Source organism: Acidiphilium sp. 34-64-41 (genome assembly GCF_002282635.1).
GTDB lineage: Bacteria > Pseudomonadota > Alphaproteobacteria > Acetobacterales > Acetobacteraceae > Acidiphilium > Acidiphilium rubrum.
Window position 1 is genome coordinate 1 of the sequence record NZ_NCJX01000045.1, and the last position, 18,411, is coordinate 18,411.

Below are 18,411 nucleotides of genomic sequence, written 5' to 3' on the forward strand. Positions count from 1 at the left end.
TCCTCACATTTCACGAAATACAAAGCACGTATAAATTTGTTTTACTCTTGATATCAGAGTTAATCACAGTTTTTATTGTATTTTTGAAAGTCAGAAGATCGATTGCAGGTATATTTTCAGGTCAAATACTAGCGCTTGACATTATTTTCTCATCTTATTCATATATTTTTCTTTTCTTTGCCTCTATCATGTTCCTAACGCTTGACTATTCTTTATTATTTTCAAGCAACATTCGTCATCAAGACTCACTCGTTGCAGTACGAATCATATCAATACAAAAAAACGATACGCAAACATTTAAAATTGTTACCGCCGATGGACACATTTACCAATACATTAACTTACCTGGACAAAAACTGCCGGATTTTGTAGCACATTCCCTCGAAACTAAGGATGATTGGAATGGACGCGCCGTTATTAAGCTACTAAAAACTTTTTCTTCTTCAAACCAATATGTCACAGCTACCAAATTTCTTAAATAAAGATGCGTGGTGAGCGTTTGGCGGAAAGGCGAAACATGATCCGCCTCTTGTTTTTCGACTATCAAGATTTAATCCTATTTCTGTAGATAGTGGTTAAATACTATCTTCATTTTTGATTTATTATAATATCGAAGACCCACCCGAATGTGACTCCCCCGTTTCAATAAATTCCGCATGACCCGCTTCGCCGATCCATCCCAGAAAAACATAGCAATATCTATCATTCCATGTTAGTTCCCATTCGTAGCCATAAAAGTTACGAGGAATGGAAATGTCAGACGACTTTCGGCAAAAACTTAAAGTTTTCGCATCCCGCATGGTCGCTTTGGCGCCCCGTTGCACCAACGAGGAAAGCACCAAGCTTTTCCTCATCCTGCCATTTCTCAATTTTCTCGGTTATGACGACCGGAACCCCGATGAGGTCTGCCCCGAACACGGCGCTGACTTCTCCGAAAAATACAAAAACCGCGTCGATTTCGCGATTCTGAAAGGAACGTCGCCGGTAATCGCCATCGAGTGCAAGACGCTCGGCTCGCCCCTGAAAGACGACCGGGGACAACTCCGCTCCTATTTCAACGCGGCCCCGACCGTCAAAATGGGCGTGATCGCCGACGGGTTGGTCTATGAATTTTACGCCGATTCCGACGAACCCAACATGATGGACCAGACCGCCTTTCTGGCGATCGATCTGCGCGAGGTTGCCAAAGGCAAAATCGAAGATTCTGTCGAGGAAGGCCTAAAAAGCCTCCAGAAAAGCAATTTCGACCCGGAGAATATCGGCGCTGAAGCCAAACGAAAACTGATTTTTCAAAACGTCATTCAACAGATCGCTAAACTTGCCGAAGATCCAAGCGAACCCTTCGTTCGTATGCTGCTGCAAAATGCCGGATTGAGCCACGTGCGGACCAAAGCTCTGTCCGAATTCCGCGAAATAACCCGCAGCGCCTTCCGCGAATTCGTGAATCTCCGAATTCTCCAACGTCTCGACATTCCGGCAAAAGATAAGGAACTCGAAAAATCAATCACACCCGCTGAGAGCCCCGCGACCGAAATCATCGTAAAAGCGGATGACGCTATCCAGCCAACAGCCATCGAATTGGATGTGTTCAATTACGTCAAACGTCGTCTCGCCTTTCTCGTGAAGGAGAACAACATGTTTGAGGAGATCGATAATATCGATTTTCGAAAATATAAGGGCAAATTTGTCGTATTTCACAAGCGCGAACGAGCGGGTCGCCTGTTTGACCTATATGAAAACAAACTAAAAAAATATTCCTTTGATTTTGGAGCCGGAACCGGCGGAGAGATCGTTACTGACAAACTCCTTGATATCGATACCGTGTTGTCGGCAATTTTCACCAAACGAGCCACGGAGAGCGAAACCCCTGTGAAAAAACAAGCCGCCGCGAAATCTGCGTAAAATCCACCGGCTCTGGTAGGGCGGAAAAGCGAAGCGCAATCCGCCTCTTCTCCCTATCCGCCACCCCACCCCACCTATCCCCCGGTGCGCCAACGCGTTACCCCCGCCCCATGCCGCCCCCAACCACCCATCGCCCCACCCACCGCAACCCGCGCATCGACATCCTGCGCGGCGTCGCAATCCTGATGGTGATGATCCTCCACTTCAGCGACACCTACCGCCTCTGGCACACCGGCCCCCTTCGAACGATGTTCGGCGGCCCCACCATCTTCGCGGTCATCGGCTGGAGCAATTTCGGCGTCACATTGTTCTTCGTCATCTCGGGCTATCTCATCACCACCAACGCGCTCAACCGCTACGGCGCCCTCCGCCACATCCCGCTGCGATCCTTCTACGTCCAACGCCTCTCCCGCCTCGAACCGCTCCTTCTCATCGCCCTCGCCATCATCGTAACCCTCGGGCTCTTCGGCCTCGCCCCCTTCAAGCAACCCAACAAGCCAACGTCGGACATCCTGCTCGGCGCACTCTCCGTCCTGACCTTCTGGCACAACACCCTCATGCAGCGCCTGGGCTATTTCAATTACTGCCTGAATATCTACTGGTCGCTCTCCGTCGAAGACCTGTTCTACCTGATCTTCCCGATCGCCTGCATCCTGCTCCGCAAAACCTGGCTCATCGCCGCCCTCTGCCTGATCCTCATCGCCATCGCCCCCTGGTATCGCGCGCACCACATGAACAGCGATATCTTCTACCTCTATGCCAATGTCTCCTGCTTCGACGCCATCGCGATCGGCTGCCTGTGCGCCCTGGCCGCTCCCCACATCACCCTGCAACCCCGCACCGCCCTCATCCTGCGGATCGGTGCGACCATCGCCATCATCGCCCTATGGCTCAACGGCTTCGGCGGCGACCGCAAAATCTACAGCTTCACCCTCCTCGCCCTCGCCGCCGCCATCCTCATCCTCGCCAGCCGATCCGGCCCCCCACCAAAATGGACCGACACACCCCCCGCCCGCGCCATTCGCTGGCTGGGACGGCACAGCTACGAACTCTATCTGTTCCACATCATCATCCTGGCAGCCATGCGCGACATCATCCCCTACCCCGCGATGGGATACTGGCCGCAACTCCCATGGCTGATCCTGTTCCTGACCCTGTCCGCCACCACCGCCGCCCTCGCCGCCCGCCACATCGGCGACCCCGCCAACCGCGCCCTACGCACCCGCTTCGACCCTCACCCCAAACCGTAGCAAGCGTGGGATGGGTATCCCTCTGATCCCCGTCAATATTTTGGAAAAAGCTGCTAAATCAGCAAGCTGGCGGATGACACTTTTGTTGGCGCATCGATCTTCTCAACCTGATCAATCAAACTAACACCCAAGCCGCCAAAGCCGCATAACAAAAACCAGCCGAAATGCCCCAGCCGACGTTCAAAAAATAGCGGAACATCGTCGTGGAAACCGGGCATGGTTTCTTGGTGGTTGTCGCCAGTCGCAAGCTGTGACAGCGTCGTGCTTGACCAAAAAAATTTGCGGAGTGTCCGAATGCTGCAGGTGTTTACCACGATCCAACAATGGGTTACCTCGAACAACCGGTCCAAACACCATTCCAACGAATTGGTCATAGCACTGATCTGGAAAGAGAGCGGGTTCGATGACGCCTCAAAGAACTCCAAATCGACCGCGACCGGGCTGATGCAGATGACGATCCCGGCGGTCGATGACGTCAATCGCAGCACCCCGCAAGGAACGCATTATTCCTTCGCCGATATGCTCGATGGGCCAAAAAATATTCAGTGCGGCACGTATTATCTGGACATGATTTTTCACCGCTCCGGTGATGACATGGTGACAGGCCTGACTCGGTTCGGCACGGGTACCGGGTATGCCACAAACATTCTCGCGGCGGAAAAATGCCTGAAACGTGCCGAAGGTCTAACAAGCTGATATATCCGATGCTGGCCAAGGCCTGTCTGTTCAGGATTCACCAATGAAACAGAAGTTCGGAATCGCGGCTGCAATTTGTCTGCTCGCTAGCCAAGCGCTAGCCGATCCGTCCCAATGGGCAGGGCTGGCCACATTCGCCGGAACCTATCCTGCGGCCGGATTGATGAAGTCACCTTTGGTGCAAAACCAACTGAAAGCGTTACTAAGCCCAAAGGACCGGACGCGTTTATCAGAAATGTCCGTATCGCCGCCGGTTTCCGCAATTGGGAGCGATCTGCTGGCGCAGTTCTGCCTGCCACATGATTGCGCAAGCCAGAGTGCCGTGCTCGTCGTCGATCCGGCGCGGCAGAGACTATGGATCGGATTTTACAACAATGACCGGAACAGAGTGCAGATGGATTGGTCAGGGAACGACGATCCTGCGGATGTTCCAGCCAATATCCAGAAACAGTTGGCGAAAATACATAGTCCATTTTAAGGGGCGCAATAGCTTGTATCCACTTCTGCTACGCGCCGTGCCAGTATCTAACGAAAAGTCATGGTTGCAGATTGACCGGGCATAGGCCAAACTCTCGGCCCTTTCATCCGCATCTACGCCTAATGCAACACAAACACCGCCCCGCCCATCAAACGCGACCCGCGCAATCCGCCGAACAGATACGCCACCAACAGGAAAACGCGTCGTACCCTGGCGCAAACATATTTCATGGATTGCCCCCCCACACGTTAGCGCAATACTTGCGAATGCCCATTCGGATGTTCCAGATGCCCTTGGGCCAAGCCGCACGTCGATGAACGATCTCTTCCCCGAAGATCGGGCGCGCCTGAGCCTCGATCCTGGTGCGGTACTGCTTGGCGGGTTTGCGGTACCGATCGCCGGTGCTCTGCTCGATGCGATCGCGACGATTGCCGCCGCCGCACCGTTCCGTCATCTCGAAACGCCGGGTGGGCGGCGGATGTCGGTGGCGATGACGAATGCCGGGCGGCTCGGCTGGGTGTCCGACCGGCGGGGCTACCGCTACGACCCCACCGATCCCCTCACTGGCCAGGCGTGGCCGGCGATGCCGGCGGTGTTTGCCGAACTTGCACTGAATGCGGCCGCAGCGGCGGGCTATGACGGGTTCGCGCCGGAGGCGTGTTTGATCAACCGTTATGAACCGGGTGCGCGGTTGACGCTGCATCAGGACCGTGACGAGCGTAATCTCGGCCAGCCGATCGTGTCGGTGTCGCTCGGTGTTGACGCGCGGTTTCTATGGGGCGGGTTGTCGCGCGGCGATCGCACGCGCCGGATTGCGCTACATCATGGCGATGTCGTGGTCTGGGGCGGGCCGGCGCGGCTGGTGTTTCACGGCATCGATACTTTAGCCGCCAGTACCCACGCGCTGACCGGCGGGCTGCGCTATAATCTCACCTTCCGGCAAGCCAGTTGAGATGAGCCACATCTCGGAGTCGTTTAAGTAACCATTGCGGTAATACCAACCCAATTCATGGTTTGCAAAGGCGAGCCTTTGCTGGGGTCTGGGGCAAAGCCCCAGCCTTACTTGCTACGTCCCCCCAGTAGCCCAGCCTTCCGCATCCGATGCCGCAACTGATCGTAGGTGATACCCAGCGCGGCGGCGGTGCGGCGTTGGTTGTGGCGGTGTTCGGCGAGGATGGCGGCGAGGGTGGCGGTGTCGGTGGGTGGCGGTGTGGGGGTGCCGAAGGGGTCGAGGCGGATGTGGTTGAGGGGGGATTGCCAGTCGGTTTCGCGGTAGAGGCTGCGTTCGACGGTGTTGCGGAGTTCGCGGACGTTGCCGGGCCAGTGGTGCGCCAGGAGTTGGGCCTGGGCGGCTTGGGTGAAGCCGGCGAAGAAGCTGCGGCCGAGTTCGGCGGTCATGCGTTGGGCGAAGTGTTCGGCGAGGAGGAGGATGTCTTCGCCCCGGTCGCGCAGGGGCGGGATGCGGATGACGTCGAACGCGAGGCGGTCGAGCAGGTCGGCGCGGAATTTTTTGGCGGCGACTTTGGCTTGCAGGTCTTCGTGGGTGGCGGCGATGACGCGGACGTCGACGGCGATGAGGTCGTTGCCGCCGACGCGTTCGAACACGCCGTATTCGATGACGCGGAGCAGTTTTTCCTGCACTGCGAGCGAGGCGTTGGCGATTTCATCGAGAAAGATGGTGCCGTGGTCGGCGAGCTCGAAGCGCGAGGCGCGGCGGCGGGTGGCGCCGGTGAAGGCGCCGGCTTCGTGGCCGAACAATTCGGAATCGAGCAGGGATTCCGACAGGGCGCCGCAGTTGAGTTGCAGCAAAGGCTGGTTCCAGCGGGTTGAGAGCAGCGCGAGGCGGCTGGCGATGAGCTCCTTGCCGGTGCCGCGTTCGCCGATGACGAGGACGGGGCGATCGATCGGGGCGAGGTCGGAGACGTGGGCGAGCATGGCGCGGAAGGCGGCGCTTTGGCCGATCAGAGTGGTTTCGCTGGCGCTGGTGGTGACGGAAATGGGAGTTGTCCTGATATTTGGTGCTAATATTTAGCATTTTATGGTTGTTCGTAGGAAGCGAAATCGGCGTGGTTGTTGTGGATCAAGGGGTTAGGTGATGCAGGCGGGCTTCGGGCGGTTTGGCACGATCCATGCTTATGGTTTGCCATCTGCCTCTCTCACTCAAAAGGAGGATCCCATGGGGATTTTCTCGCGCTTGTCCGATATCGTTAATTCCAACCTGAACGCGCTGCTCGACCGGGCGGAAGACCCGCAGAAAGTGATCCGCCTGGTGATCCAGGAGATGGAGGATACGCTGGTCGAAGTGCGCTCGGCCGCGGTGCGGCTGATCGCCGAGCGGCGGGAGGTCGAGCGGCGGATGGCGGCGCTGACGCGCGACCAGGACGAGTGGCATCGCAAGGCGGCATTCGCCGTGCAGCGTGGGCGGGAGGATCTGGCGAAAGCCGCGCTGCTCGCGAAAAGCCGGGCGAGCCAGGCGATTGCCGAGGCGCAGGGCCAGATCGAGGCGGTGCAGGCGGCGATTGCGCAGCAGAACGAGGATGTCGGCAAGCTGCAGGCCAAGCTCGATGATGCGAAGGCGCGCGAGAAATCGATCGTGCTGCGCCAGCAGAGTGCCACGACGCGGTTGAAGGTGAAGCAGACACTGTATGACGAGCGGGTGACCGATGCGTTCGCCCGTTTCGAGCAGGTGGAGCGCAATCTGGACCTGATGGAAGGTCGCGCCGAGGCGTATGATCTGGGCCGGCGGCCGGCGGCGCCGACGGTGGCCGAGGAGTTCGCGGCGTTGGAGGCCAATGATCAGGTCGAGCGCGAACTGGCCGAGCTGAAATCGCGGATCAAGGCAGAAGAAAAAGCCGCCTGAACGGCACACGAACAAGGAGAGGTTTCATGTCGAGTTTTCTGGCCCTGATGATCCCGATCATTGCGATCGCTGGAGCGTACGGCTTGTCCGCCTATAAGATCCATTTGCGAAGCCGGGGCGCCGGACTGTCCGGCGCGGATCGTCAGTTAATCGAAAGCCTGTCGGCCACGGCACAGCGGCTGGAACAGAGGGTGGCGACATTGGAGCGCGCCCTGCTCGACGCCGAGACGCCCTATTCCCGTAGCACGGAGGTCTAGCCATGGATCCGGTCCTCCTCGCCGAATTGTCGAACACGCTGGTGCCGCTCGGGTTGGGATTCATGCTGTTCGTCGCACCGGTGTGGCTGTGGCTGCACTACCGGCGCGGCGGCGGCAGGCAGGCCGAGTTGCAACGGCTGGAAGCCGCGATATCCGCGCTTTCGAACAATGCCCAACGGTTGGAACAGCGCGTCATTTCACTCGAGACCGCGCTGCTCGATGCCGAACACGCCTATCGCACCCGCGTTTGAAATCAGGTCATTCAACCATGAGCACGACCATGAACCGTTCGGATTTCACCATCGCCGTCTCCGCCCGCCGCGGCGCACTGGCCGGCGTGTGCGCCGCCCTGGCGGCCTTCATCGAGGTACCGTGCTGGATCATCCGCGCGGTCGCCGTGCTGTTACTGATGTGGCACCCGATTGCGGCGATCCTGGTCTATCTGGCGCTTGCCGCCTTCATCCGCCACGGGCGCGGGCGGTTCTCGCAGCGGCTGTCCAGCTTGCGCGACCGGGTTGCCCCGCCGCGCGCGCCGGACATGCCCGGGCCAGGGTCAGCGCCACGGCCGATCTTGCCGATCGATGGGCTGGCGTCGCGCTTCGCCAATCTGGATCTGCGGCTCGCCCGGCTGGAAGCCCGCGCGGCCGACCCCGATCGCCTGTTGCGCCGCCGGTTCGACCGGCTGTAATATTCATCGTCTCGTGAGGACACGCGCCATGACCGAAAAACTCATCAAGCAGCGCAAGCCAGCGGAACCGCCGTCGGCGCCGGCCCTGCCAGGATTGATCAGCGCGCCGCCACGGCGCGAGCGCACCACGGGGCGCGCTGCCCTGATCATCGGGCCGGCGATCGGGTTCGCGCTGGCCGCCAGCTTGGCTATTTCGTTTGCTCTGGCGCTGGCCGGCGGTGCCGGACAGGCCGCATTGGGCAGCACCCACGATACCGGCAAGGCGCGAATGGCGGTGTTCGTTCTGTGAAGCGCACGATGTTCATGGTCCTCGCGGCCGCGTTGGGGCTGATGCCCGGGGCCGAGGCGGCGACAGTGCATCCGGCGCTGGCGCCGTTCCATGCGATCCGGATCGATGGCGTGGCGCACGTTGTCTTTACCGAGGCGCCCGATCAATCGGTGACCGCGACGGGCCGAACGGCTACGTTGAAACGACTCCGCCTGACCGTTGAAAACGGCGTGCTGGTGATGCGGATGAAGAGTGGCGCGACATCCTATGGCGATGATGCGGTGAGGCTGGCGCTCACGGCGCCGCTGCTCGACCACGTCACGGTCAGCGGCATGGCGAGCGGCGATCTGCGCGGGCTGACCGGGCCGGCGTTCACCCTGGACATATCGGGCACCGCGCGCCTGACCATGAGCGGGGCGGTGCAGCGGGCGATGCTGACCGTGAGCGGTGCTGGGCAGGTCGATGCAAAACGACTGGTCGCGGATGATCTGACGCTGAAAATCGACGGCACCGGGGTGGTCCGGGGCTATGCCAGCAAGGTTGTGCATGTCAGTGTCAGCGGGGTTGGGACGGCCCATGTCGCGGGTGATCCGCCGGTGCGGGACGTGTCGAAAAGCGGGATCGGTCTGGTCGAGTTCAACTGACCGGCCGGAACCCTGGGTGAGGCGGCGGAGACAAGATCGATGATTTCATGAGAGGGCTGGTCCGGATCGCGATGGCGGTCGTTGCCGTGTTCATCGCAACGGTGTCAGCCCCGGCGGCTGATACCACCGTCACACGCGCCGTCGCACCGTTCACTTCATTGCGGGTCGATGGTCATTTCATCCTGCACGTCAGCCAGGGCACCACCCAGTCGGTGCAGCTGGCCGGGGATCGCTACCTGATCAACAACCTCCAGATCGGTGTTGCCAAAGGCGTGTTGAGCATCGACCGGCCGCACGGGTTCGACCTGCCGAAACACCAGACCGTCACGATTACCATCACGGCGCCCGAACTCACCGCGGTTGGGCTGCGGGGGCTGGTGCATGCGAGCGTAACCGGCCTCGCGGGACCAGCGTTCGCGCTGACCAACAACGGCGCCGCCGCCGCCACATTGACGGGTGCAGTGGGGCGGTTCACGCTGATTTCGCGCGGGGTCAGCTCGATCGACGCCGGCGGGCTGCATGCCAAGACGGTGACGATGCTGGTGCGCGGCCAAGGCAATCTGCGCGTGTTCGCAAGCCAGGTGGCGGACGTGACGATGTACGGCGAAGGCCGCATCGATGTGATGGGCCACCCCAAGGTGCACCAGTTCAAGACCCTGGCCTACGGGGTCATCAGCCTTAAGTGAGGGTGGTGCTGCGATCGGCCTCAGGCGGCTTCGCGGCGTAATCCGGCTTGCAGCGAACGACGGGAGGTTGCGAGATGCGCCGCCATCGCCCGGGCCGCGGCATCGCGCTTGCCGGCGCGCAATGCCAGTAGAATGGCCAGATGTTCAGCGATCGCGATGCGGCTGCGCTCGGTCTCCTGCTGCTTGTCCCATTGGTAATGGTAGTGGAACAGGAACGAGACGATATCGAAAAAGTCGCGTGCGAACCGGTTTTGCAGATGGCCGATCAGCCAGAGGTGAAAATCGCGGTCCAGCGTGGGAAACTCGGCGTAGCGTTCGGCCAGGGCCGCCTCGATCGCGCGGTGGCGCGCGATCATGACATCGGCGGCGGCGACGAATTCGGGGTCCTGACCCGCCGGGACGCGGTTGATCGCGGCCATTTCGATCAGCTCGCGCATGTCGGCCACCTCGGCTGCGAAACCGTCGTGGAATTCCTGCAACACCCAGCCGCCGCGCGGCTGTTTGGCGATCAGCCCGAAACGGGAAAACCCGATCAGGAATTCCCGCACCGATACCGTGCTGGCGTTGCTGTCGCGTGCCAGCTCGGCCTCGGAAAACACGTGGCCGGGCCGCCAATCGCCCAGCAGGACGCGCTGCATGAAGATCAGCTCGATCTGATCCTGCGGGCCGCTGGTTTCGGCATCGTCGAAATAATCGGCGGTGACCGGGGCGCGGGCGATCGCCACACCGTCGTCTTCACGCCGCAGCACACCCAGCGCGATCAACCGTTCGAGCGCGGCGCGCACCGTGGTGCGGCTGACGTCGAACTGCCGGGCCAGTGCACTGTCCGACCCCAGCATGCCGCCACCCTGCGTTGCCACATGGTCAAGCAGGGCATTGCTCGTGCGTTTCAGCAGCGTATTCGGCTTGGCCATGGTGGCGGATGCCTATCGAAGTGATGGACACAATCCGGCGGCGAGCCCGCCGGATTGAACGATCATCACTGTGCGGCGAGCGGCGTCAGATTGGCAAGACCGGTCGTATAGACGCCGGTGATTGCGGTGATCGCCGCCTTGTTGTCCATGCCGGGCTTGGGGTGCGCCGAAAGATCGGCGCGCTTGAAGCTGCCGGTCCAGGTAACGCGGGTCTTGTCGGCGCCGAGCTTGGTCACCGAAATGGTCGAGTAGTAATGGCTGACCGGCAACACCTTCATGTTGGAGGCGGTCGGCTGGATGATGTAGCTGTAGCGCATCCGCGCCGCGCTGTAGTGCTTCAGCTGCTCGGTGACGATCGGGCCACCGAGATTGAGCGTGCGGACCGATCCGGGCTGGTTGCCCATGGTCGCACTGCTGGATTTGACGGCCGGCACCCAGGTGAGCGTGCCGAACTGGTCGATGATGCTCCAAACCTTGGCTGCGGGCGCTGCGATCACCACGGTTTTGGTGACGTGCAATACCGGCGCTGCCTGCGCGGTGCCAGTTCCGGCGATAGCGAGCCCGATTGCAGCGATCGGAAGCGCGCCGATTGCGGTGCGCCGTGATATTTTATGGTCCAAGACGATTCTCCTGTTGATTTTTCTCGTCAGTGATGTGTCCCTTTTTCGGGGGACATCGCTCTGTACACAATCCAGTGGCGCCCGACCAGTAACTACCTCGACCTCAAACTATCAGGACGCCCAGCTTTCGGTTGCCGGATTGTTGTTTGCGCTTTTGCCACCCCGCAACGCCGATGGCGCGGCGGCGTGGCATGCGTTCAGCCGGCGTCGAGTTCCTTGGCGCTATGCACCACCTTGGCAACCATGCCGTATTTGATCGCCTCGTCGGCACCCATCCAGTAATTCCGGTCGGTGTCCTTCTCGACGCGCTCGAGACTCTGGCCGGTTTCACGCGCGATGATGCGGTTGATTCGCTCGCGCATCTTGATGATCTCGCGCGCCTCGATCTCGATATCGGTCGCAGGGCCGCGTACCCCGCCCATCGGTTGATGCAGCAGAAAGCGCGTGTTCGGCAGGCAGAATCGGCGGTCCTTGTGGCCGGCCAGGAAAATCAGCGCCCCGGCACTCGCCACCCAGCCCGTGCCGATCATGCGCACCGGCGAGGTTGCATCGACATAGCGGATCACGTCGTGAATCGTGTCACCGCTCTCGACATGGCCGCCTGGCGAATTGACATAGACATCGATCGGCTCGTCCGCCGCGCCCGACAACGCCAGCAACTGACCTGTTACCGCGCGGGCGATCCGGTCGTGAATTTCGCCGAAAATCAGAACCTTGCGCTGCTTGAACAGGCGGCTCTCCAACTCGGCACCCGGCGCCTTCGGCTCCTTCTTGTCGGTGTCCTTCGGATCCGTCTCGGGAGCATCCTCCTCGTCAGCCCGCGGGGCGATCCAGTTCCGATATGCGTTCGTCATCCGTTACTCCTGCAAATAGATCGACCCATTGTGCGTGAACGACGCCGCGCTGTCGAGTTGATCTTGTCGCCGATCTCGGCGCACAGGCGCGAACCCAGGCTTTTGCTGACACCGTTTGTGGCGGAGCATGATTTAGTCTGACTTCGGCCCGGTTTGGGCGCTTACGAAGTGTCGGAGCCGTGATGGACGATCTGCTCAGAGTCAACGTGCGGGCCGAACCCATTATGCATGTCTATTCACCGATATCGGGGGATGGACCCGGCGCCGGGCAGCATTTCCCGGTGTGATCGCCGCTGCCCTGGCGCGGCATGACGGTTTGCTGCGCGATCTGATGAGCGCCGACGGCAATGACGGCATCACGATCGCCCTCGCTGCGCGCCGACCGCCATGCTGGCAAGGATGGTCCGGGTGTTTTTCGAGATCCGACGGATGCCTGGGGTTGGTTCGACTGGGATTTCACGTGGCAGGCTACCATGTGACCCGGCATCGTTTCCACAAGTGCAGGCGCCACCGCCGCGCAGCGCGGTTCGGCGAGGGGGCCGCGGGTGCGGAAATGGCAGCCCGAGGGTGGGTTGAACGGGTTGGGTGGTTCGCCGGTCAGCACGAGACGCTGGCGCTTGAGTTTGGGGTCCGGGATCGGCACTGTGCCCTGGTATACGGGTGGCGCGGGTTGTCGTAGAGGGCGCGGGCTGGCGCGACTTCCACGATGCGGCCGAGATACATCACGGCAACGCGCGTGCTAATGTGTTCGACCACCTCTCAGCAAGGGTTCGGCGGCGACGCAGGCATCGGTCGCGAAGGTGCAGCGCGCCGCGAACCGGCAGCCGGCGGGCGGGTTGATCAGGCTTGGAACGGTCTCGGGGATTTGTGCGAGCCGGACCGGCTTCAGCGTGCCATACGGCGTCCATGCCGCGAGCGGCTCGTAGAACAGGCGCGAGGCGTTTTGGTCCTTGGTCCCGTTGGCAAAAATGCGGGTTGAGCAGCGTCGGCCCTTCCCACCGCAGGAGTTTCAATGTGCCGCCGCCGCCGCGCTTGTTCGGGGTGTATTCGATGCCCGAAGATGTCGGCATGGCCATGCCGGATACGGCGAGCATCTGGTTGGCCAAAGGTGCGGCCAGACCCACGCCGGCCATGCGCTCGATCAAGCCGCGCCGCAAAAGTGTGCCGCGTTTGACGCGATCGATCCATTGTTGGAGCCGCACTGCGTCCATCCGGTCTCTCCAGCTATAGTTTCGACACCTGCCCTGTATTCACGCCAGTTTTATTTACCTTGGGTGGCATAGGGTCCGCTTGGCTGCCATGGCATGATTGCGTTTCTGCGATCTTGCGCGAAATCGAAGCTATTACTGGACGGACGCGTTCGATCGGCATACCGTCGCGTATTCCTTTTTGGGTCGAGCGCAGGACCATCATGATGCAGAATTCCGAACAGATCTGGCGCCGTGTTGATGCGAAGAAGGACGCGTTCACCGCACTCGCCGACCGCATCTGGGATCACCCCGAAATCGCCTACGCGGAACATCGCGCGGTCGCCGAGCACGCCGCGATGCTGGATAGCGAAGGGTTTCGCGTTACCCGCGATATTGCCGGCATCCCGACGGCGGTGATCGGCGAGGCAGGGCAGGGTGGCCCGGTAATCGCCATTCTGGGTGAATACGATGCGCTGCCGGGCCTCAGCCAGGAGGCCGGGTTGGCCGAGCACCGGCCGATTGATGCCAATGGCGCCGGCCACGGATGCGGCCATAACCTGCTCGGATCGGCCGCACTGCTGGCCGCCACGGCGGTGAAGGATTACCTGGCCGCCAATAACATCGCGGGGCGTATCCGTTATTACGGCTGCCCGGCCGAGGAGGGGGGCGCCGCCAAGACGTTCATGGTGCGCGAAGGGGCGTTCGACGATGTCGATATTGCAATCTCCTGGCACCCGTCGGCGTTCTCCGGCGTCATGCAAGCGGCGTCGCTCGCCAACACCCGCATCGATTTCCAGTTCACCGGCCGCGCCGCTCATGCCGCCGCCTCGCCGCATCTCGGCCGCAGCGCGCTCGATGCGGTGGAATTGATGAACGTGGGCGTGAACTACATGCGCGAGCACATGCCCAGCGACGCGCGCATCCACTACGCCATGCTCGACGGCGGCGGTATCGCGCCCAACGTGGTGCAGGCGAAGGCGAAAGTACGTTACGCCATCCGCGCGCGTGAACTGCCGGATCTCTGGCCGCTGATCGAACGCGTCAAAAAAATCGCGCAGGGTGCCGCGCTGATGACTGAAACCACCGTCGCGTTCAAGGTGATCAGCGCCGTCTCCAACCTGCTCGGCAACACGCCGTTGGAGCGCGCCACGCACGATCAGTTCCTGCGCCTCGGCCCGCCGCCGTTCGATGCGGCGGATCGCGAATTTGCCGCCCGGATTCAGGAGACTTTGACGCCGGAGGACATCGCCGCGTCGTGGCAGCGGGCCGGACTGAAACCACAGACCGGCACCACCCTGTGCGACATCATCGTGCCGCGTGATGCGAAACCCTCGACCATGCTCGGCTCGACCGATGTCGGCGATGTAAGCTGGGCGGTCCCCACGGTGCAGGCGCGCGGGGCCACCTATGCGATCGGAACGCCAGGCCATTCCTGGCAACTTACGTCTCAGGGCAAGAACGCAGCGGCGCACAAGGGCCTGGTCCACGTTGCGAAAATCATGGCCGGGACTGCTGTGGAGGCGCTGCGCGATGACGCGCTTATTGCCAGCGCCAAGGCTGATCATCAGGCGCGTACCGCTGCACAGCCCTACGTCTGCCCTTTGCCGGCGGAGGTGATGCCGCCGGTCGAGACCAAAGTCGCCGCCTAGCCCGCGGCGCGGATGCGACACTGACCGCCGGCAATCGGTGCGGCAGGTCAGACAAGCAAGACGGGAGATGCCATGACCGACACTTTGCGCCGCGAAACGCTGATCGCGCAGGCGATGGGCCGGATCGACGCGACGACACGGGCGGTGATCGCACCGATCCACGTGTCGACCACGTTCGTTCGCGATGCCGACAATCAATACAGCGCTGGTTTCGTGTATGGGCGACCCGACAATGCAACGGTTCGCGAAGCCGAGGCCGTGCTGGCAATGCTCGAAGATGCCGGGGCGGGGGCGCTGTTGTTCGGGTCGGGGATGGCGGCGGCCATCGCGGTGTTCGCCATTCTGGACGCCGGCGACCACGTGCTTGCACCGCAGATCATGTACTGGGCGCTGCGGCATTGGCTGCTGACCGAACTGACGAGGCGCGGTGTCGATGTAACTTTTGTCGCGATGGACGATGTCGCTGCCGTCGCGGCCGCAGTGCAACCAGGCCGGACGCGATTGATCTGGATTGAGACGCCCGGCAATCCAATTTTGGACGATCACCGATGTCGCCGCGATCGCCGCGATCGCCCACCGCGCCGACGCAAAACTCGCGGTCGATGCCACAGTCGCCTCGCCGTATCACATGCAGCCGCTGGCCTTAGGCGCGGATTTCGTGATGCACGCCGCGACCAAGATTTTGAACGGCCATTCCGATGTCGTGGCCGGCGTGGTGGTCGGCGCGCGCGACGATGCGCATTGGCAGCGGATCGTCACGACGCGCAAATTGGGCGGTGCGATTCTGGGACCGTTTGAGGCGTTTTTGCTGATGCGCGGCATGCGCACGCTGTTTCTGCGCGCCGCGGCCCAGGCGGCCAGTGCGGCAGATCTGGCCGCGCGTTTGGTCGGGCATCCGATGGTTGCGGCCGTGCTGTATCCGGGCCTTGAGACCCACCCTGGCCATGCAATCGCGGCGCGGCAGATGGTCAACGGTTTCGGCTCGATGCTATCGATCAGGGTGGTCGGCGGCGCGGCGCACGCCATCGCCACGGCTGCTGCGGTGCGCATCTGGCATCGCGCGACGTCCCTGGGCGGGGTGGAGAGCCTGATCGAGCATCGTGCCTCGATCGAAGGCGAGGGAACGCCGTGCCCGGATGATCTCCTGCGATTGTCGGTGGGGATCGAGCATGTCGAGGATTTATACGCCGATCTGGCGCAGGCCCTGCATGGTGCGGTTTCTGCTTGCAAAGCATGAAACATCACCCCGCGCGTCCAAATATCTAGCCTTGATCGAGGTTTGCGAACGGCTTCAGAGCCGATGACCGATACCAACCGTCCAGACGCGCATCCTGTGCCGATGTTCTGGTTCCGATCGAGTTCGGTCTTGCAGGATCGCTGGTGATAAAGTTCCGAGCGTTTCTCGACATTTCGTCGAAACAACGACCCACACGGGTGGGCATGCACAGGTCGTCGATTCAGGCGGCCCAACGCCGCGTCATACCAAGCCGCTATTCGATGACGCGTGACCCCGGCCGCCCGTCATCGGAGGCGAGCAGATCGCCATCGAACCGGGCCTCGATCGACTTGCCGGCGACAGGTGACAGACCAGGGAGACATGGGGTATTTGCAAACGAGGTGAGCATGCTGTTTCGTCGTGGTGAAGGTTTGTCTCGACAACAAATTCTCACTCCGACTCAACGGTCTACACTATGCTCACCAATGTTCACGCATAACGCGGGTTAGGGACGTGAGCCTGCCCTCTGAAACATATTCGAGCGGAACGATGATTGACGGATTGAGCCACACAAGCTGCTGTCTTGACGTCGTATGAGCGGTCGGCCCGCCCTGTTCCTCGACCGTGACGGCATCATTAATCATGACATGGGATACATTTTTCGTGTCGAAGATTTTATATTCCGGGACGGCATTTTCGAGCTCTGCCTGGCTGCGCAGCAGCGAGGGATGGCCCTAGTTATGGTTACCAACCAGGCAGGGATCGGTCGCGGCTTCTATACCGAGGCCGACTTCTGGCGACTGACTTCGTGGATGATGGCGCAGTTTGCCTCCCATCAGATCGCCTTTGCGGGCGTCGAATTCTGCCCGGACCACCCGACCCACGGGATCGGACCCTATCGGCGTCACTCGTCGCGCCGCAAGCCTGAGCCGGGGATGATACGCGATGCAAGTATTGTTCATGGTCTTGACGTCCGGCGTTCTGCCATGATCGGGGATCGGGCGACGGATATGCACGCCGCGGCTGCTGCCGATGTCGGACTGCTCTTGCTATTGGCCGCCACCCCTGACGAAGCGGCAGCCGCTCCGCCCGGCACGATCTTGCTCGCGAACGGCGCGCTGCACGAAGCTGCCCGGATCATTGCCAATACCCCTTTTTGATCTCGGACTCTATTCAAGATGGCGTATTCAAGTGTGGGAACGAACGCACCCCGGGTCGCGTATTCGGTCAGGATGTGTGGATGGGAAGTTTGCCGCGTGGATTGGCGGTTGTTGATCGGACCATGACTGAGGTACGGCGGCGTCTGTCTGGCGGCCGTTCGGGGCTTGCCCTCGGTGGTCCGCCGTTTGGCAAGGCCGCACGGTTGCTACGGTTGAAGTGGTCTCCAGAGCAGATGTCAGGCAGGCGCAAAAGGATCGAGGGCGGGATAGAGCAGAAATCGAGGCTGAGCGTGTCGCATGCGGCGATCTATCACGCGGTCTACGGCTCTGCCGCGCGGCGAATTACGGCGCGAACTGGTCGCATCCCTCCGCCGAGAAAAGCCCACCCGGGTCCGCAAACCGAAGGGAGCCGAACGCCTTGGCAAGCGGGGCAATACCAACTGACATAGCCTTTCACGCACGCCCAGGTCCTTGTTCCGATTGAGGCGATACGGGCTGGATCGTTGACGAGGAACAGCCAAGCCGGTTTGCAAGCTTCGAGCATGGCGTCATAGGGGTACGATCGACCATTCTGCGCGCACCGGAAGCGGGTACGGTTTCGGCGATCGTGGTCGATCCGGGGCAACCGGTGCAAGCGGGCCGGTCGGTGATTTCGGTGATGCCGGCCGGTTCGGTGTTGCGCGCGCAACTGCTGGTCCCCAGCCGCGCGATCGGGTTCATCCATCCGGACTCGCGTTTGAACCTGCACTATGCGGCATTCCCCTATCAGGAGTTCGGCCAATACCACGGGGTCGTCGCCTCCATTTCCCGGAGTGCGCTGACACCCGCCCAGGTGTCTGGCCTGATCCAGGAGCAAACCAAACGCTCACTTTACCGGGTGATGGTCAGGCTCGATCGCCAGCTGGTGGATGTCTATGGCCGGCCGGAACACCTCAAAGCCGGGCTTGGTTTGAAGGCGAGCATCATGCTCGACCGGCGCCCAGCAACCCGGCCGTCCGTTGTCCGCGTGACCACGTGAACCGGCAATTCCATGCCCCTTGCCCGAATGCCCTCAGGGCGGAGCCGCTCAAGGTTCCATG

General features: G+C 61.1%; 24 protein-coding genes and 2 pseudogenes. 18 read left to right on the top strand and 8 right to left on the bottom strand.

The annotated features are described in order from the left end of the window. The 3 genes from B7X49_RS10805 to B7X49_RS10815 all read left to right on the top strand — a co-directional run. Positions 1-482: hypothetical protein (locus tag B7X49_RS10805; protein WP_286839306.1), on the top strand; the 482-nt coding region annotated here is incomplete at its 5' end. A 271-nt stretch (positions 483-753) separates the two neighbouring features. Then, positions 754-1,902, top strand: coding sequence for a type I restriction enzyme HsdR N-terminal domain-containing protein (locus tag B7X49_RS10810; protein WP_286704667.1), 1,149 nt, complete (start codon positions 754-756; stop codon positions 1,900-1,902). A 110-nt stretch (positions 1,903-2,012) separates the two neighbouring features. After that, entirely contained in the window at positions 2,013-3,152 is a 1,140-nt protein-coding gene (locus B7X49_RS10815; RefSeq protein ID WP_286704668.1) for an acyltransferase, read from the top strand. Positions 3,153-3,205: 53 nt separating this feature from the next. Here B7X49_RS10815 and B7X49_RS10820 read toward each other — a convergent pair whose 3' ends face one another. Beyond that, positions 3,206-3,370, bottom strand: a complete 165-nt coding sequence (locus tag B7X49_RS10820) for a hypothetical protein (RefSeq protein ID WP_286704669.1) — start codon at positions 3,368-3,370, stop codon at positions 3,206-3,208. A gap of 76 nt (positions 3,371-3,446) precedes the next feature. Between B7X49_RS10820 and B7X49_RS10825 the strand changes: the two genes are divergently transcribed. From B7X49_RS10825 to alkB, 3 genes are all read left to right on the top strand, one after another. Next, entirely contained in the window at positions 3,447-3,848 is a 402-nt protein-coding gene (locus B7X49_RS10825; protein ID WP_286704670.1) for a lytic transglycosylase domain-containing protein, read from the top strand. A 43-nt stretch (positions 3,849-3,891) separates the two neighbouring features. Further along, entirely contained in the window at positions 3,892-4,326 is a 435-nt protein-coding gene (locus B7X49_RS10830) for a hypothetical protein (protein ID WP_286704671.1), read from the top strand. A 313-nt stretch (positions 4,327-4,639) separates the two neighbouring features. Further along, positions 4,640-5,278, top strand: coding sequence for a DNA oxidative demethylase AlkB (gene alkB / locus B7X49_RS10835; protein WP_286704672.1), 639 nt, complete (start codon positions 4,640-4,642; stop codon positions 5,276-5,278). Between the two features lie 107 nt (positions 5,279-5,385). On the opposite strand, the gene B7X49_RS10840 is transcribed toward alkB, so the two are convergent. Then, complete coding sequence (locus B7X49_RS10840) at positions 5,386-6,324, bottom strand: sigma 54-interacting transcriptional regulator (protein WP_286704682.1); 939 nt, start codon at positions 6,322-6,324, stop codon at positions 5,386-5,388. A gap of 178 nt (positions 6,325-6,502) precedes the next feature. Here B7X49_RS10840 and pspA point away from each other — a divergent pair, with 178 nt between their 5' ends. The 7 genes from pspA to B7X49_RS10875 are packed head-to-tail and all read left to right on the top strand — an operon-like array spanning position 6,503 to position 9,729. Continuing rightward, a complete protein-coding gene (pspA, locus tag B7X49_RS10845; protein WP_029312426.1) occupies positions 6,503-7,186 on the top strand; it encodes a phage shock protein PspA in 684 nt (227 codons plus the stop codon). Between the two features lie 26 nt (positions 7,187-7,212). After that, positions 7,213-7,443: an envelope stress response membrane protein PspB gene (locus tag B7X49_RS10850; protein ID WP_286704673.1), complete on the top strand. Its 231-nt coding sequence runs from the start codon at positions 7,213-7,215 to the stop codon at positions 7,441-7,443. 2 nt (positions 7,444-7,445) lie between these two features. After that, entirely contained in the window at positions 7,446-7,694 is a 249-nt protein-coding gene (locus B7X49_RS10855) for a hypothetical protein (RefSeq protein WP_286704674.1), read from the top strand. Positions 7,695-7,711: 17 nt separating this feature from the next. After that, complete coding sequence (locus tag B7X49_RS10860) at positions 7,712-8,131, top strand: PspC domain-containing protein (protein ID WP_029312423.1); 420 nt, start codon at positions 7,712-7,714, stop codon at positions 8,129-8,131. 28 nt (positions 8,132-8,159) lie between these two features. Further along, positions 8,160-8,420: a hypothetical protein gene (locus tag B7X49_RS10865; protein WP_286704675.1), complete on the top strand. Its 261-nt coding sequence runs from the start codon at positions 8,160-8,162 to the stop codon at positions 8,418-8,420. Between the two features lie 14 nt (positions 8,421-8,434). After that, on the top strand, positions 8,435-9,043 hold the full coding sequence (locus B7X49_RS10870) for a GIN domain-containing protein (RefSeq protein ID WP_286839313.1): 609 nt from the start codon (positions 8,435-8,437) through the stop codon (positions 9,041-9,043). Positions 9,044-9,090: 47 nt separating this feature from the next. Further along, positions 9,091-9,729: a GIN domain-containing protein gene (locus B7X49_RS10875; RefSeq protein WP_286704677.1), complete on the top strand. Its 639-nt coding sequence runs from the start codon at positions 9,091-9,093 to the stop codon at positions 9,727-9,729. A 20-nt stretch (positions 9,730-9,749) separates the two neighbouring features. Here B7X49_RS10875 and B7X49_RS10880 read toward each other — a convergent pair whose 3' ends face one another. The 5 genes from B7X49_RS10880 to B7X49_RS18795 all read right to left on the bottom strand — a co-directional run bounded on the left by B7X49_RS10880 (position 9,750) and on the right by B7X49_RS18795 (position 13,087). Then, on the bottom strand, positions 9,750-10,643 hold the full coding sequence (locus B7X49_RS10880) for a GntR family transcriptional regulator (RefSeq protein WP_286704678.1): 894 nt from the start codon (positions 10,641-10,643) through the stop codon (positions 9,750-9,752). Positions 10,644-10,708: 65 nt separating this feature from the next. After that, positions 10,709-11,263 (bottom strand): SRPBCC family protein, encoded by a 555-nt coding sequence (locus tag B7X49_RS10885; protein ID WP_286704679.1) that lies wholly within the window; start codon positions 11,261-11,263, stop codon positions 10,709-10,711. A gap of 197 nt (positions 11,264-11,460) precedes the next feature. After that, entirely contained in the window at positions 11,461-12,117 is a 657-nt protein-coding gene (locus B7X49_RS10890) for an ATP-dependent Clp protease proteolytic subunit (protein WP_286704680.1), read from the bottom strand. A 232-nt stretch (positions 12,118-12,349) separates the two neighbouring features. After that, a complete protein-coding gene (locus tag B7X49_RS18790) occupies positions 12,350-12,760 on the bottom strand; it encodes an oligopeptide/dipeptide ABC transporter ATP-binding protein (protein ID WP_324504023.1) in 411 nt (136 codons plus the stop codon). A 96-nt stretch (positions 12,761-12,856) separates the two neighbouring features. Then, entirely contained in the window at positions 12,857-13,087 is a 231-nt protein-coding gene (locus B7X49_RS18795; RefSeq protein WP_324504025.1) for an oligopeptide/dipeptide ABC transporter ATP-binding protein, read from the bottom strand. Between the two features lie 444 nt (positions 13,088-13,531). Between B7X49_RS18795 and B7X49_RS10905 the strand changes: the two genes are divergently transcribed. The 3 genes and pseudogenes from B7X49_RS10905 to B7X49_RS18805 all read left to right on the top strand — a co-directional run bounded on the left by B7X49_RS10905 (position 13,532) and on the right by B7X49_RS18805 (position 16,193). After that, positions 13,532-14,956 carry a M20 family metallopeptidase gene (locus B7X49_RS10905; RefSeq protein WP_286839318.1) on the top strand — a complete coding sequence of 475 codons (1,425 nt, stop codon included), beginning with the start codon at positions 13,532-13,534 and terminating at the stop codon, positions 14,954-14,956. 114 nt (positions 14,957-15,070) lie between these two features. Next, a pseudogene (locus tag B7X49_RS18800) lies at positions 15,071-15,430 on the top strand (PLP-dependent transferase); the annotation flags it as partial. 37 nt (positions 15,431-15,467) lie between these two features. Next, entirely contained in the window at positions 15,468-16,193 is a 726-nt protein-coding gene (locus B7X49_RS18805; protein WP_324504024.1) for a PLP-dependent transferase, read from the top strand. Positions 16,194-16,416: 223 nt separating this feature from the next. Here the strand turns inward: B7X49_RS18805 and B7X49_RS10915 are convergent. After that, positions 16,417-16,581 (bottom strand): annotated as a pseudogene (locus B7X49_RS10915) (IS1380 family transposase); the annotation flags it as partial. A gap of 184 nt (positions 16,582-16,765) precedes the next feature. Here B7X49_RS10915 and B7X49_RS10920 point away from each other — a divergent pair. Together B7X49_RS10920 and B7X49_RS10925 are read left to right on the top strand one after the other, a co-directional pair. Continuing rightward, complete coding sequence (locus B7X49_RS10920; protein WP_286704681.1) at positions 16,766-17,332, top strand: HAD family hydrolase; 567 nt, start codon at positions 16,766-16,768, stop codon at positions 17,330-17,332. A gap of 571 nt (positions 17,333-17,903) precedes the next feature. Next, positions 17,904-18,350, top strand: a complete 447-nt coding sequence (locus B7X49_RS10925) for an HlyD family secretion protein (RefSeq protein ID WP_286704684.1) — start codon at positions 17,904-17,906, stop codon at positions 18,348-18,350. Positions 18,351-18,411 lie beyond the last annotated feature (61 nt).